Here is a 12,590-nt window from a genome sequence, read left to right on the forward strand (position 1 = left end):
GACGCCTCCGCCGAGCAGGCCGCGCTGTCCCTCGGTGCGACCCAGGCGCAAGTGATGAAGAGATTCGCAGCAAGATTGCGAGCATCAAAAGCACGCAAAAGATCACCAGCGCCATGGAAAAAGTGGCGGTCAGTAAAATGCGCAAGGCTCAAATGCGCATGGCTGCTAGCCGTCCTTACGCGGAGCGCATCCGCCAGGTGATTGGTCATCTCGCCAACGCTAACCCGGAATACCGTCACCCCTTCATGATCGAACGCGAAGTAAAGCGCGTCGGTTACGTCGTGGTGAGCAGTGACCGTGGTCTGTGTGGTGGCTTGAATACCAACCTGTTCAAGGCTTTGGTCAAGGACATGGCGAAGAACCGTGAAAACGGCGTAGAGATCGATCTGTGCGTGGTCGGCAGCAAAGGTGCGGCGTTTTTCCGCAACTTCGGCGGTAACGTTGTCGCTGCGATCAGCCACTTGGGCGAAGAGCCGTCGATCAACGATTTGATCGGCAGCGTCAAGGTGATGCTGGATGCCTACCTGGAGGGCCGTATTGATCGCCTGTCCGTGGTATCCAACAAGTTCATCAACACCATGACTCAGCAACCAACGGTCGAGCAGTTGATTCCGTTGGTCGCGACCCAGGATCAAGAACTCAAGCACCACTGGGATTACCTGTACGAACCCGACGCCAAAGAGCTGCTGGACGGCTTGATGGTCCGTTACGTGGAGTCGCAGGTCTATCAGGCGGTGGTCGAGAACAACGCGGCTGAACAGGCTGCGCGGATGATCGCGATGAAGAACGCCACTGACAACGCCGGTGATCTGATCAGCGATTTGCAGCTGATCTACAACAAGGCGCGTCAGGCAGCGATCACCCAAGAGATCTCGGAAATCGTCGGCGGCGCTGCCGCGGTTTAACGGTTCAAATATTCAGAGGATCCAGCTAATGAGTAGCGGACGTATCGTTCAAATCATCGGCGCCGTGATCGACGTGGAATTTCCACGCGACAGCGTACCGAGCATCTACAACGCGCTGAAAGTACAAGGCGCGGAAACTACTCTGGAAGTTCAGCAGCAGCTGGGCGACGGTGTAGTTCGTACCATTGCGATGGGTTCCACCGAAGGCTTGAAGCGCGGTCTGGACGTTATCGACAGCGGCGCAGCCATCTCCGTACCGGTCGGTAAAGCGACACTGGGCCGGATCATGGACGTACTGGGCAACCCGATCGACGAAGCGGGCCCGATCGAAACCGAAGAGCGCTGGGGCATTCACCGTCCTGCGCCTTCGTTCGCGGATCAGGCTGGCGGCAACGACCTCCTGGAAACCGGCATCAAGGTCATCGACCTGGTTTGCCCGTTTGCCAAGGGCGGTAAAGTCGGTCTGTTCGGTGGTGCCGGTGTCGGCAAGACCGTAAACATGATGGAACTGATCCGTAACATCGCCATCGAGCACAGCGGTTATTCCGTGTTCGCCGGTGTGGGCGAGCGTACCCGTGAGGGTAACGACTTCTACCACGAGATGAAGGACTCCAACGTTCTGGACAAAGTAGCACTGGTCTACGGTCAGATGAACGAGCCGCCGGGTAACCGTCTGCGCGTCGCCCTGACTGGCCTGACCATGGCTGAGAAGTTCCGTGACGAAGGTAACGACGTTCTGTTGTTCGTCGACAACATCTACCGTTACACACTGGCCGGTACTGAAGTATCCGCACTGCTGGGCCGTATGCCTTCTGCAGTAGGTTACCAGCCGACGCTGGCTGAAGAGATGGGCGTGCTGCAAGAGCGCATCACTTCGACCAAGGAAGGCTCGATCACTTCGATCCAGGCGGTATACGTACCGGCGGATGACTTGACCGACCCATCGCCAGCCACGACGTTTGCTCACCTGGACGCCACCGTCGTTCTGTCCCGTGACATCGCTTCCCTGGGTATCTACCCAGCGGTTGATCCACTGGATTCGACTTCGCGCCAGCTGGACCCGAACGTGATCGGTCAGGACCACTACGACACCGCCCGCGGCGTTCAGTATGTTCTGCAGCGTTACAAAGAGCTGAAAGACATCATCGCGATCCTGGGTATGGACGAGCTGTCGGAAACCGACAAGCAGTTGGTATCCCGCGCTCGTAAGATTCAGCGCTTCCTGTCGCAGCCGTTCTTCGTGGCTGAAGTCTTCACGGGTGCCTCGGGTAAATACGTTTCCCTGAAAGACACCATTGCTGGCTTCAAAGGCATCCTCGCCGGTGACTACGACCATTTGCCTGAACAGGCGTTCTACATGGTCGGCGGCATCGAAGAAGCGATCGAGAAAGCCAAGAAACTGTAATCCAGGCGCCCGGCAACGGGCGCTAATCAGGTTGAGGCAGGCAAATGGCTATGACAGTCCATTGCGATATCGTCAGCGCGGAAGGAGAGATTTTCTCCGGTCTGGTCGAGATGGTGATTGCACACGGTAACCTGGGTGATATCGGTATTGCTCCAGGTCACGCACCGTTGATCACTGATCTGAAGCCGGGTCCGATCCGCCTGATCAAGCAGGGTGGCGAAGCCGAGGTGTTTTACATCTCCGGTGGTTTCCTTGAGGTTCAACCGAACATGGTCAAAGTGCTTGCCGATACCGTGCAACGTGCTGCTGATCTGGACGAAGCCTCAGCTCAGGAGGCCGTCAAGGCTGCCGAGCGTGCTCTGAATGAAAAAGGCGCAGATTTCGATTACGGAGCTGCTGCTGCACGTCTGGCGGAGGCCGCAGCTCAGCTGCGCACCGTTCAGCAAATTCGCAAGAAGTTCGGCGGCTAACCCCGTCGGCTCGTTGCGCGATTGAGTAAAAGGGTAGCCTCGGCTACCCTTTTTCTTTTTTCGGCTTTCCCGCCTGAATCATCAGCCTGGCTAATGTGGCCTGCTCGTCTGGAATCCCTTCATGTCTCTCGATATCGTCATTCTTGCTGCGGGTCAGGGCACTCGCATGCGTTCAGCTCTGCCCAAGGTTCTGCACCCTGTGGCCGGTAAATCGATGCTCGGCCATGTTATCCACAGCGCACGCCAGCTTTCGCCACAGGGCATTCATGTGGTTATCGGCCATGGCGCCGAGCGGGTCCGCGATCAACTGGCGGGAGATGATCTGAATTTCGTGCTTCAAGACAAACAATTGGGCACTGGCCACGCTGTTGCTCAAGCGTTGCCCGCGCTGACGGCCGAGACGGTGCTCATTCTTTATGGCGACGTCCCGCTCATACAAGTTGAGACCCTGCACCGACTCCTCGCGCTGATAAATGATCAGCAGTTGGGTCTGCTGACGGTCGCGCTGGAAGACCCGACCGGTTATGGCCGCATCGTTCGTGACACGCAGCACCGCGTCAGCGCCATTGTCGAGCACAAGGATGCAACCGAAGCGCAGAAGACTATCAAGGAAGGGAACACCGGGATTCTCGCCGTACCGGGCAAGCGCCTGGCCGACTGGCTTGGCCGCCTTTCCAATAACAACGCTCAAGGTGAGTATTACCTGACCGATGTTATCGCAATGGCCGTCAGCGATGGCTTGGTAGTCGCCACCGCACAACCTGAAGATGCGATGGAAGTGCAGGGCGCCAACGATCGTAAGCAGCTTGCCGAGCTCGAGCGTCATTACCAGCAACGCGAAGCCCGCCGACTCATGGCGTTGGGCGTCACGCTGCGCGACCCGGCGCGCTTCGACGTTCGTGGCGACGTCACCGTTGGCCGCGACGTGATGATCGACGTAAACGTCATTCTTGAGGGGCGAGTCGTCATCGAAGACGACGTCTCGATCGGGCCGAACTGCGTGATCAAGGACAGCACCTTGCGCAAGGGCGCCATCATCAAGGCGAATAGTCACCTTGAAGGCGCGATCGTTGGCGAAGGCGCGGATGCAGGGCCTTTCGCTCGTCTGCGCCCGGGCAGTGTGCTCGACGCCCGTGCTCATGTGGGTAACTTCGTTGAACTGAAGAACGCTCATCTGGGCGAGGGCGCGAAGGCAGGTCATCTGACCTACCTGGGTGACGCCGTCATCGGCGCGCGCACCAACATTGGCGCTGGCACCATTACGTGCAACTACGATGGCGCGAACAAGCACAAGACGGTGATGGGCGAAGACGTATTCATCGGCTCGAACAACTCGCTGGTCGCCCCTGTGCATATCTCGTCGGGCGCTAGCACTGCCGCCGGCTCTACCATCAATCAGGATGTACCCGCCGAACAGCTTGCGGTCGCCCGTGCGCGCCAACGCAACATCGAAGGGTGGAAGCGTCCGGTGAAAATCAAGAAAGACTAAGTTATCCACAGATCAAATCGGCTGCTTGCCATTCAGGCAGCCGATACCGGTCTCTGAGCGGCAATCGTTCAAATGCATCCTCTTTCATCCACCGAATGCCCAATCCCTCTTGACGTATATCTTTCGATGAGCTTTCATTGCGTTCGTTAACTTTCGAAACGAAACTTAAGCCCATCATGTCGAAACGTAATACGCCTCAACGCCGCCATAACATTCTTGCTTTGCTCAATGAGCAGGGTGAAGTGAGCGTGGACGAGTTGGCAAAACGCTTTGAGACCTCCGAGGTGACAGTCCGTAAGGATCTGGCTGCGCTCGAAAGCAATGGGTTGCTGCTCCGTCGTTACGGCGGTGCCATCCCCATGCCCCAGGAATTGATCGGCGAACCCGGGCAGCCCGTTTCCAGGTTCAAACAAGCCATCGCCCGCGCGGCTGTTGCGCGCATCCGGGAACATGCACGGATCATCATCGACAGCGGCAGTACTACGGCTGCGATGATTCCGGAACTGGGTCTACAGCCGGGCCTCGTGGTTATGACCAATTCCCTGCATGTCGCCAATGCGCTGGGTGAATTGGAGCACGAACCGGTCCTGCTTATGACGGGCGGGACGTGGGACCCGCATTCGGAGTCGTTTCAGGGCCAGGTGGCTGAACAGGTGCTGCGTTCCTACGACTTCGATCAGCTGTTCATCGGTGCCGACGGCATTGATCTGACCCGCGGTACGACCACATTCAACGAACTGCTCGGCCTTAGCCGGGTGATGGCCGAAGTCGCCCGGGAAGTGATCGTGATGGTCGAGGCCGACAAGGTCGGTCGCAAAATTCCCAATCTGGAGCTGCCGTGGAGCAGCGTCCATACCCTCATTACCGATGACCGCCTGCCTCAAGAGGCACGCGAACAAATTCAGGCTCGCGGCGTAACCTTGATTTGCGCTGCTGTTTCCTAGGAGAAGACCATGTGTGGAATTGTCGGCGCTGTTGCTGAACGGAATGTCACTGCCATCCTGCTGGAGGGCCTCAAGCGCCTGGAATACCGGGGCTACGACAGTGCTGGCGTAGCGTTATTCAACAACGCCGGCGTGCTCGAGCGTCGCCGTCGGGTCGGCAAGGTCAACGAACTGGAGCGGGCACTCGCGGGCGAGCCGGTCACAGGCCGCCTCGGCATTGCCCACACCCGCTGGGCAACCCACGGTGCACCGCTGGAGCACAACGCGCACCCACATTTCTCCAACGAGCAACTGGCTGTGGTGCACAACGGCATCATCGAAAACCATGAGCCGCTTCGCGAGCGTTTGAAGGGTTTGGGTTACGTGTTCACGTCTGACACGGACACCGAAGTCATCGTCCACCTGCTGCACCATAAACTGCAGGACACACCCGATCTGGCCGCTGCCCTGAAGGCTACGGTCAAGGAACTGCACGGTGCTTATGGCCTGGCGGTAATCAGTGCAAAACAGCCGGATCGCCTGATTGCCGCTCGCAGTGGCAGCCCGCTGGTTGTGGGTCTGGGCCTTGGGGAAAACTTTCTCGCCTCCGATCAGCTGGCGTTGCGTCAGGTGACGGACCGCTTCATGTATTTGGAAGAGGGCGACATCGCCGAGATCCGTCGCGACAGCGTGCAGATCTGGGACGCATCCGGCCTCCCTGTCGAGCGTGAGATTGTTCAGTACCACGAGGGTGCAGAAGCGGCGGACAAAGGCGAGTACCGCCACTTCATGCTCAAGGAAATCCACGAGCAGCCAAAAGTGGTGCAGCGCACTCTCGAAGGCCGCTTGGGTCAGCAGCAGGTGCTGGTGCAGGCATTCGGGCCGCAAGCGGCGGAGCTGTTCGCCAAAGTGCGCAACGTGCAGATCGTCGCCTGCGGCACCAGCTATCACGCCGGCATGGTCGCGCGTTACTGGCTCGAGGGCCTGGCCGGCATACCCTGCCAGGTCGAAGTCGCCAGCGAATTCCGCTACCGCAAAGTCGTGGTCCAGCCGGACACGCTGTTCGTTTCGATCTCCCAATCCGGCGAGACCGCCGATACCCTGGCCGCGCTGCGTAACGCCAAGGAACTGGGTTTCCTTGCCAGCCTGGCGATCTGCAACGTGGGCATCAGTTCGCTGGTGCGTGAATCCGATCTGACCCTGCTCACTCAAGCCGGCCCGGAAATCGGTGTCGCGTCGACCAAGGCGTTCACCACCCAGTTGGTCGCGCTGATGCTGCTGACGTTGTCACTGGGTCAGGTCAAAGGCACTCTGGGCGCTGGTGTGGAAGCAGAACTGGTTGAAGAACTGCGCCGCCTGCCGACCCGCCTGGGTGAAGCGCTGGCGATGGACACGACGGTGGAAAAAATCGCCGAACTGTTTGCCGAGAAGAACCACACCCTGTTCCTGGGCCGTGGCGCGCAATTCCCGGTGGCGATGGAAGGGGCGTTGAAGCTCAAGGAGATCTCTTACATTCACGCCGAAGCCTATCCGGCCGGCGAACTGAAACACGGCCCGTTGGCACTGGTGGACAGCGACATGCCCGTCGTCACCGTCGCACCTAACAACGAGCTGCTGGAGAAGCTGAAATCCAATCTGCAGGAAGTCCGTGCACGGGGCGGCGAGCTGATCGTCTTCGCTGATGAACAGGCCGGGCTGGTCAATGGAGAGGGCACCCATGTGGTTTCCATGCCCCATATCCTCGACGCCCTGACGCCAATTCTGTACACCATCCCGCTGCAACTGCTTTCGTATTACGTGGCAGTGCTGAAGGGTACGGATGTGGATCAGCCGCGTAATTTGGCGAAGTCTGTGACTGTGGAATAAGTTATCCACAGTGTACTGCGGTGGTTCTTGGGAATAAGAGCAGTCGCAGGTTGTTAATGTGTAGGAAAAGGACGGCCTACAGATTGGACCCAATGCTTGATCTGCACCAGCCATCAGGCATGCTGGCCATGCTACTCAAGGTTTCCCTCGCCGCGTCGATAGCTTCTCAAGTCAACGCGAGCGGCCCCCATGTTCAACACCCGGTTAAAAGACAAAATCCAGCAATTGGAAAAACGGCTGGGGGCTCTTGAGCAGGTCAAGGCCACGCTGGATCTCGAAACCGTGTCGGTCACGTTGGATGCGGGAGGCGTCATCCTGGAGGTGAATGCTCTGTTTGAAACAGAGCTGGGATTCACCCAGGCTGAATTGTCCGGTCGTGCCCTGCGTGAATTAAGTCCGTCTGAACTGAGCGGTGACGTACATCAGCGGCGGGCTCTTGATGCAGTTGCCCAAGGCAAGCATTACAGCGGCACGTTGCGCCTGTGCAGCCGTGAAGGGCGACACGTCTGGCTACGGGCAATCGTTATCCCCTTCGCAGGAGACAGCGGCCGGGTCGAACGAATCGTTTTGTATTCAAGCGTGCTGACCAGGACCATTGAAGCCTCTAGGGAGAACGAAGCACTGGTGGGCGCTCTGATGCGCTCCACGGCCGTTATCGAGTTTTCTCTGGATGGGTTAGTGCTGACAGCCAATCAGAACTTTCTGGACGCTATGGGCTATACGCTTCCCCAAATCCTGGGCAAGCACCACCGAATCTTTTGCGCGCCATCCGACGCTCAGTCAGAAGAATATGATCAGTTCTGGGGGACCCTTAGACAGGCATCCTATGTCGCGGGAAGGTTTTGCCGGGTGGATAAATATGGCAACGAGGTATGGCTGGAGGCTTCCTACAATCCAATTGTGGATGCCAATGGCAAGCTGTACAAGATTGCCAAAATAGCCACCGTTATTACCGACCAGGTCACCCGCGAGCGCGCTGTCTCCGAAGCAGCCGGCATGGCCCACGGCACGTCGGTTCGAACCAATGCCAGCGCACAGCAAGGTCGCGAAGTCATTCAGAGCACCGTCACGACCCTCAATACGCTTTCGGCGCTGATGGACGATGCTGCCCATGGCATTGAAGCGCTGGATGCCCAGAGCCAGGAAATCGGCACCATCGTCAAAACCATCGGCAGCATCGCTGACCAGACCAATCTCTTGGCCTTGAACGCAGCAATCGAAGCCGCACGTGCCGGGGAACAGGGCCGGGGTTTTGCTGTAGTCGCCGACGAGGTCAGAAATCTGGCCCTTCGAACCACTAAAGCGACGGCGGAAATCTTCGAGGTCGTGAAAAACAATCAGGTTCTGGCGTCCAGCGCGGTGACCCTGATCGGAAACAGCAGACAGCAAGCCGGGGCGGCGCTGGGTTTGGCCAGTGAGGCGGACGAGGTGATCAAGGACATTCAGCAAGGTGCCAACAGTGTTGTGGTCGCCGTTGAGCAGTTCTCGGGTCAAGCCGGGCAGTAATGGTTGCTGCAATGCTTCACGTCTGCACCTCTGAGTGACCCCAAGGTAAAGCGCGATCCAGGTGATCTTTATGCTCGATGCTCTCAAGCAATCCATAAACGATCTGCATAAGGTCGACCGGCCCAGACTGGAAGATGAGTGCGACGCGCTACTCACTCGGATTGAGCAGGCACGAACAGAAGGGACTGTGACTGGCGAGCAGGCCACACAGCTGTTCTATGATGTCCGTAACGAACGTTCACGGTGCTTTCGTAGCGCAAGCCAGTGGCGCATGGGCAATCCCGCAGCTGAAGTCGCATCGCGCGAATCAGTGGGCATTCAAACATAAAGCTGACCACGATAAGCGTCAGGTCATATAACGCGCATTTAAGCGCGCATTATGGAGCTATCAGATCGTTTTAAAGCGCCAGCTGGTTTACCTTAAGCCTCATAAGGTTAACCTAGGTGCGTTTTATGGATGACTTCTTCCCCGTCGCCTGCTCCGATAGCCTCGCTAGAATCGGGCTTTTGGTAAAGGCTCGACGCTTATCACAAGGCTTGCGCCAGGCTGATCTCACTAAGGCAGTCGGCATCTCCGCGCACACGCTACGCAAAATCGAAAACGGCTCGGAGCGCGTCGATTTAAGATCGTTTATGTTGGTGCTGTGGCGCTTGGGCTTGAACGATCTGGTTTTCTCGCCATTGGACGGTATCGAAAAAACGTCGGAAATTATCCGCTATGCCAGCGACGAAGACGCAAAAGACAGCATCGCAGGGCGACGGGTACGGTTGGCGAAACCCAAGTCGGAGGACTTTTGATGTCTCGCGACTATATCTATGGTCAAGCATTGGCGCCGATCGACTGTCTGCTCAAGTCGCCGAACAACGATCAAGCCACCTGGCTCGCGCTTTCAATCTCCCGCACATGCCCCTTCGCGGTCTTACCCGCCTGCTGCACGGCCCATTTCATGAACTCCGCAATCGCCCACTCCTCGCGCCGTTCTTTCGCGCAATACACGAAATAGTCGAACTTGAGCTCTGCCGTGGCATTGGTGACCTGCACCAGCCTCTTGCTTTGCAGGGCCTCGGAAGCGAAGACGCTGTTGACCAGCGCGATGCCCTGGCCGGCGCAGGCCGCACTTATCAACAGGGACTCGTCGCCATAACTGGAACCCTGAATCATCTTGCGGTTGCTCATGCCGAACGCGTTCATCCACACCTTCCAATAATTGCGCTCGGTGTCCTGTAGCAGCGGGAACGTCAGGCAATCCTGCGGGCTCTCGATGTTGCGCTGGGTTCTGAGCAGATGCGGGCTGCACACGGGAATCAGATAGGACGACCACAAATGCGTGGCGTGGTTTTCGCAACTGGCTGCCATCTCGCGCTGAATGCAGATATCCACATGGCCGTGCTTGAGCTCAGAAAGACCGTTACAGATCTGAATCGAGATTTCGACGTTGGGGCAACGCTCCTTGAAACCACCCAGTGCCGGGATCAGCCACGAACTGGCGATGGTGGACGTTGTGCTGATCACCAGGCGCGTCTGACGTGGCGCCTTGAGTGCGGCGCGCGACCAGGCTTTTTCGATGACGTCGAAAGTGCCTGCGAGTTCGTCGAACAGGCTGCGTCCGGAAGGGGTGAGCTGGATGCCCTTGGCATCTCGCTCGAACAGGCGCCTGCCGATCTGGTCCTCCAGCCCTTTGATCTGCTGACTGATGGCCGCCGGCGAGACGCACAGCTGATCCGCTGCACGTTTCATACTCCCGGCCTTGCACACCTCGACGAACGTGCGGAGGGCTATCAACGGGATCGCTCTGCTCATCCTGCATACCTCGCCGTGAGAGTGCTGCCAGTGCGCCAAGTGACGAAAAAGCGTCTTGGAGTTGCCATCGGATAAATCCCCAAAGCGTTCTTATCACCCGACGCTGGATATTTCAGGCGCAGCCGGGCCCGGCCAGGTGTTCGTCCGGCGCCGAAATCAGGTGTGGATAACGTTGCTATCAGGTTGTGGCGGCGCGTTCCTGAGGAACAGGTGCCGGCTTCGGCTTGCTTTGGCTCAACACGAACCAGACCGCCAGGCAGATGAGGCCGCCGCCGTATAGGTGCCCGGCGGATACCTTTTCACCGAGGAACATCACACCCCAGAGGACGCCGAAGGGCGGAATCAGGAAAGTGACGGTCAGCGAGCGCACCGGCCCGATATCGGCGATCAGGCGGAAGTACAAAATGTAAGCGCAGGCCGTGCACACGAAACCAACCGCTGCCAGTGACAGCCATACGGTTGAGTCGCCCCACGTGGCCGGCGGGTTAACGGTTGCAGAGACGGCGAAGAAAGGCAGCAAAAACAGCGTTGCGCCAATCTGACTGCCGAACGCCACGAGCTTGGCATCCAGGCCTCCCCGGTCGCCGATCCACTGACGGGTCAGGAACCCTGCTGCGCCGTAGCAACTGGTCGCGACCAGGCAAGCGAGTGCGCCCATGACCACAGACGTGGTGAACGTCACCGGGCCTGTGGTGGTCAGCAACGTTATCCCCAGCAAACCGAGAAACACGCCGACCGCTTTTTTGGGTGTCAGGGAATCATTGAAAAACACTGAGCCTATTAATACGCCCATCAATGGAGTGGTCGCATTCAAGATGGCGGAATAACCCGCAGGTAATAACAGGGCCGCCATGCTGTACATCAAAAAGGGAATGCCGGAATTGATAATGCCGAGGATCAAAGTGGATTTGAACTTGCCGTTGAACTCATGCCGGGTTCTTAAAATAGCCAGAATAACCATTAAGCCAATGGCGCCGAGCAGTACCCGAAAAAAGGCGGTCGGCAATGCGCCCAGTACCGGGGCAGCCACGCGCATGAACAGAAAACTGGCTCCCCAAATGGCCGCCAGAACAATCAGTCGAACATAGTCGGAGACTTTCATTGCGCTTCCTTTCTTGATCCGTATCGCTGATCCGTTGACCGAGAAGTTGTTGATTGACGCTCGTCGAGTCAGGGTGTGATGATTTGAGCAGTGTCTGGGGCGGTGCTCAAGCGAGCTTTTCTTAAGCACATTAGATTTTCTTAACCGAGGTCAGGCATGAAATTTCCGCCCCTGCACGCGCTGTTGTGTTTTGAAGCGACGGGGCGCCACGCCAGCATGAAAGGCGCGGCGGGCGAGCTGTTCGTAACCCCTGCGGCCATTAGCCAACAGATCGCCAAGCTCGAAAAAGCCGTTGGTGTCACGCTGTTCATCCGCAATACAAAACGCCTGGAGCTGACCGCCGAGGGCAAGATTTACCTGCGGGCCATTCGCCCCGCGCTCGGGCAGATCTCCGACGCCACCCAGCGCCTGATGAGCGACAACGGCCCCAATACAATCACCGTCAGTTGCACCAGTGGCTTTGCCATGCAATGGCTGCTGCCCCGGCTGCCTGATTTTCAGGCCATCTGCCCCGGCATCGAGGTGCTGATCAGCACCACCAATAGGCTGGTTGATTTGCTCGGCGACGGCGTTGACTTCGCCGTGCGCCATGGCCTTGGGCGTTACCCCGGCCTGGAAGTGGAGATGCTGATCAACGACCGACTGCAACCTGTCTGCAGCCCTTCATTGCTGCCGGATTCCCGATATCTGTCGTCGCCCATTGATCTGAAAAGCTACAACCTCCTGCACGACGAACACCGCGAAGACTGGGCGTTATGGCTCCGTGCAGTGGGTATCGAAGACGGCGAGGCCGCGGTGCACAAAGGCTCGGTGTTCGTGGATTCCAACGGGGTCATCGAGGCCGCGCTGGCGGGAATGGGCATTGCGCTGGTACGCCGGTCGCTGATTCGGGAAGAGCTGGCGTCCGGCCGGTTGGTCGTGCCGTTTCGTGCGACGATCGACACGCCGATTGCCTATTACCTGGTGTATGACGAGACGGCCATTCTCCCCAGATCCAGCAAACAGTTTCGTGACTGGCTGGTGTCTCAGGCCACCGCCAGTCAGCGTGAGTTCACCACGCGATAGTTTGCGTTTACGCACCCTCGATTCTGCGTTGTAGCCATCGACGTTTTCCCGGTTAAAG

Annotated in this window: 11 protein-coding genes and 2 pseudogenes; 11 read left to right on the plus strand and 2 right to left on the minus strand. The window is 58.0% G+C overall.

Annotated features, from left to right (window positions below; translation table 11 throughout):
- Positions 1–62 precede the first annotated feature (62 nt).
- The 10 genes and pseudogenes from atpG (at position 63) to ACQKEN_RS00050 (ending at position 9,362) form a co-directional block, all read left to right on the plus strand.
- Positions 63–905 carry a F0F1 ATP synthase subunit gamma gene (atpG, locus tag ACQKEN_RS00005; protein ID WP_427683759.1) on the plus strand — a complete coding sequence of 281 codons (843 nt, stop codon included), beginning with the start codon at positions 63–65 and terminating at the stop codon, positions 903–905.
- Between the two features lie 28 nt (positions 906–933).
- Positions 934–2,310, plus strand: a complete 1,377-nt coding sequence (gene atpD / locus ACQKEN_RS00010; protein ID WP_037016914.1) for a F0F1 ATP synthase subunit beta — start codon at positions 934–936, stop codon at positions 2,308–2,310.
- A 44-nt stretch (positions 2,311–2,354) separates the two neighbouring features.
- Positions 2,355–2,780, plus strand: a complete 426-nt coding sequence (locus ACQKEN_RS00015) for a F0F1 ATP synthase subunit epsilon (RefSeq protein ID WP_133774003.1) — start codon at positions 2,355–2,357, stop codon at positions 2,778–2,780.
- Positions 2,781–2,901: 121 nt separating this feature from the next.
- On the plus strand, positions 2,902–4,269 hold the full coding sequence (gene glmU, locus ACQKEN_RS00020; protein ID WP_427682753.1) for a bifunctional UDP-N-acetylglucosamine diphosphorylase/glucosamine-1-phosphate N-acetyltransferase GlmU: 1,368 nt from the start codon (positions 2,902–2,904) through the stop codon (positions 4,267–4,269).
- Between the two features lie 173 nt (positions 4,270–4,442).
- Positions 4,443–5,213: a DeoR/GlpR family DNA-binding transcription regulator gene (locus ACQKEN_RS00025; protein WP_206079319.1), complete on the plus strand. Its 771-nt coding sequence runs from the start codon at positions 4,443–4,445 to the stop codon at positions 5,211–5,213.
- 9 nt (positions 5,214–5,222) lie between these two features.
- Positions 5,223–7,058, plus strand: coding sequence for a glutamine--fructose-6-phosphate transaminase (isomerizing) (glmS, locus tag ACQKEN_RS00030; RefSeq protein ID WP_427682755.1), 1,836 nt, complete (start codon positions 5,223–5,225; stop codon positions 7,056–7,058).
- A gap of 189 nt (positions 7,059–7,247) precedes the next feature.
- Positions 7,248–8,024, plus strand: a pseudogene (locus ACQKEN_RS00035) (PAS domain-containing protein); the annotation flags it as partial.
- A 111-nt stretch (positions 8,025–8,135) separates the two neighbouring features.
- Positions 8,136–8,564: pseudogene (locus ACQKEN_RS00040) on the plus strand (methyl-accepting chemotaxis protein); the annotation flags it as partial.
- A gap of 70 nt (positions 8,565–8,634) precedes the next feature.
- Entirely contained in the window at positions 8,635–8,892 is a 258-nt protein-coding gene (locus ACQKEN_RS00045; RefSeq protein ID WP_427682756.1) for a hypothetical protein, read from the plus strand.
- A gap of 125 nt (positions 8,893–9,017) precedes the next feature.
- Positions 9,018–9,362, plus strand: coding sequence for a helix-turn-helix domain-containing protein (locus tag ACQKEN_RS00050; protein ID WP_427682758.1), 345 nt, complete (start codon positions 9,018–9,020; stop codon positions 9,360–9,362).
- Between the two features lie 70 nt (positions 9,363–9,432).
- On the opposite strand, the gene ACQKEN_RS00055 is transcribed toward ACQKEN_RS00050, so the two are convergent.
- Entirely contained in the window at positions 9,433–10,365 is a 933-nt protein-coding gene (locus ACQKEN_RS00055) for a LysR substrate-binding domain-containing protein (protein WP_427682759.1), read from the minus strand.
- A 178-nt stretch (positions 10,366–10,543) separates the two neighbouring features.
- Positions 10,544–11,467: a DMT family transporter gene (locus tag ACQKEN_RS00060; protein ID WP_427682761.1), complete on the minus strand. Its 924-nt coding sequence runs from the start codon at positions 11,465–11,467 to the stop codon at positions 10,544–10,546.
- Between the two features lie 156 nt (positions 11,468–11,623).
- Between ACQKEN_RS00060 and gcvA the strand changes: the two genes are divergently transcribed.
- The gene (gcvA, locus tag ACQKEN_RS00065; RefSeq protein ID WP_427682763.1) at positions 11,624–12,532 is read left to right on the plus strand and encodes a transcriptional regulator GcvA; all 909 of its coding nucleotides are present in this window, start codon (positions 11,624–11,626) and stop codon (positions 12,530–12,532) included.
- Positions 12,533–12,590: the final 58 nt, after the last annotated feature.

The organism is Pseudomonas sp. NPDC078416 (assembly GCF_050268485.1).
Classification (GTDB): Bacteria; Pseudomonadota; Gammaproteobacteria; order Pseudomonadales; family Pseudomonadaceae; genus Aquipseudomonas.

Bases quoted from the DNA above. Each gene is read 5' to 3' on its own strand.
- gcvA (WP_427682763.1), top strand. From the start codon at position 11,624: ATGAAATTTCCGCCCCTGCACGCGCTGTTGTGTTTTGAAGCGACGGGG.
- glmU (WP_427682753.1), top strand. From the start codon at position 2,902: ATGTCTCTCGATATCGTCATTCTTGCTGCGGGTCAGGGCACTCGCATG.
- ACQKEN_RS00015 (WP_133774003.1), top strand. From the start codon at position 2,355: ATGGCTATGACAGTCCATTGCGATATCGTCAGCGCGGAAGGAGAGATT.
- ACQKEN_RS00050 (WP_427682758.1), top strand. From the start codon at position 9,018: ATGGATGACTTCTTCCCCGTCGCCTGCTCCGATAGCCTCGCTAGAATC.
- ACQKEN_RS00055 (WP_427682759.1), bottom strand. From the start codon at position 10,365: ATGAGCAGAGCGATCCCGTTGATAGCCCTCCGCACGTTCGTCGAGGTG.
- atpD (WP_037016914.1), top strand. From the start codon at position 934: ATGAGTAGCGGACGTATCGTTCAAATCATCGGCGCCGTGATCGACGTG.
- ACQKEN_RS00045 (WP_427682756.1), top strand. From the start codon at position 8,635: ATGCTCGATGCTCTCAAGCAATCCATAAACGATCTGCATAAGGTCGAC.
- glmS (WP_427682755.1), top strand. From the start codon at position 5,223: ATGTGTGGAATTGTCGGCGCTGTTGCTGAACGGAATGTCACTGCCATC.
- ACQKEN_RS00060 (WP_427682761.1), bottom strand. From the start codon at position 11,467: ATGAAAGTCTCCGACTATGTTCGACTGATTGTTCTGGCGGCCATTTGG.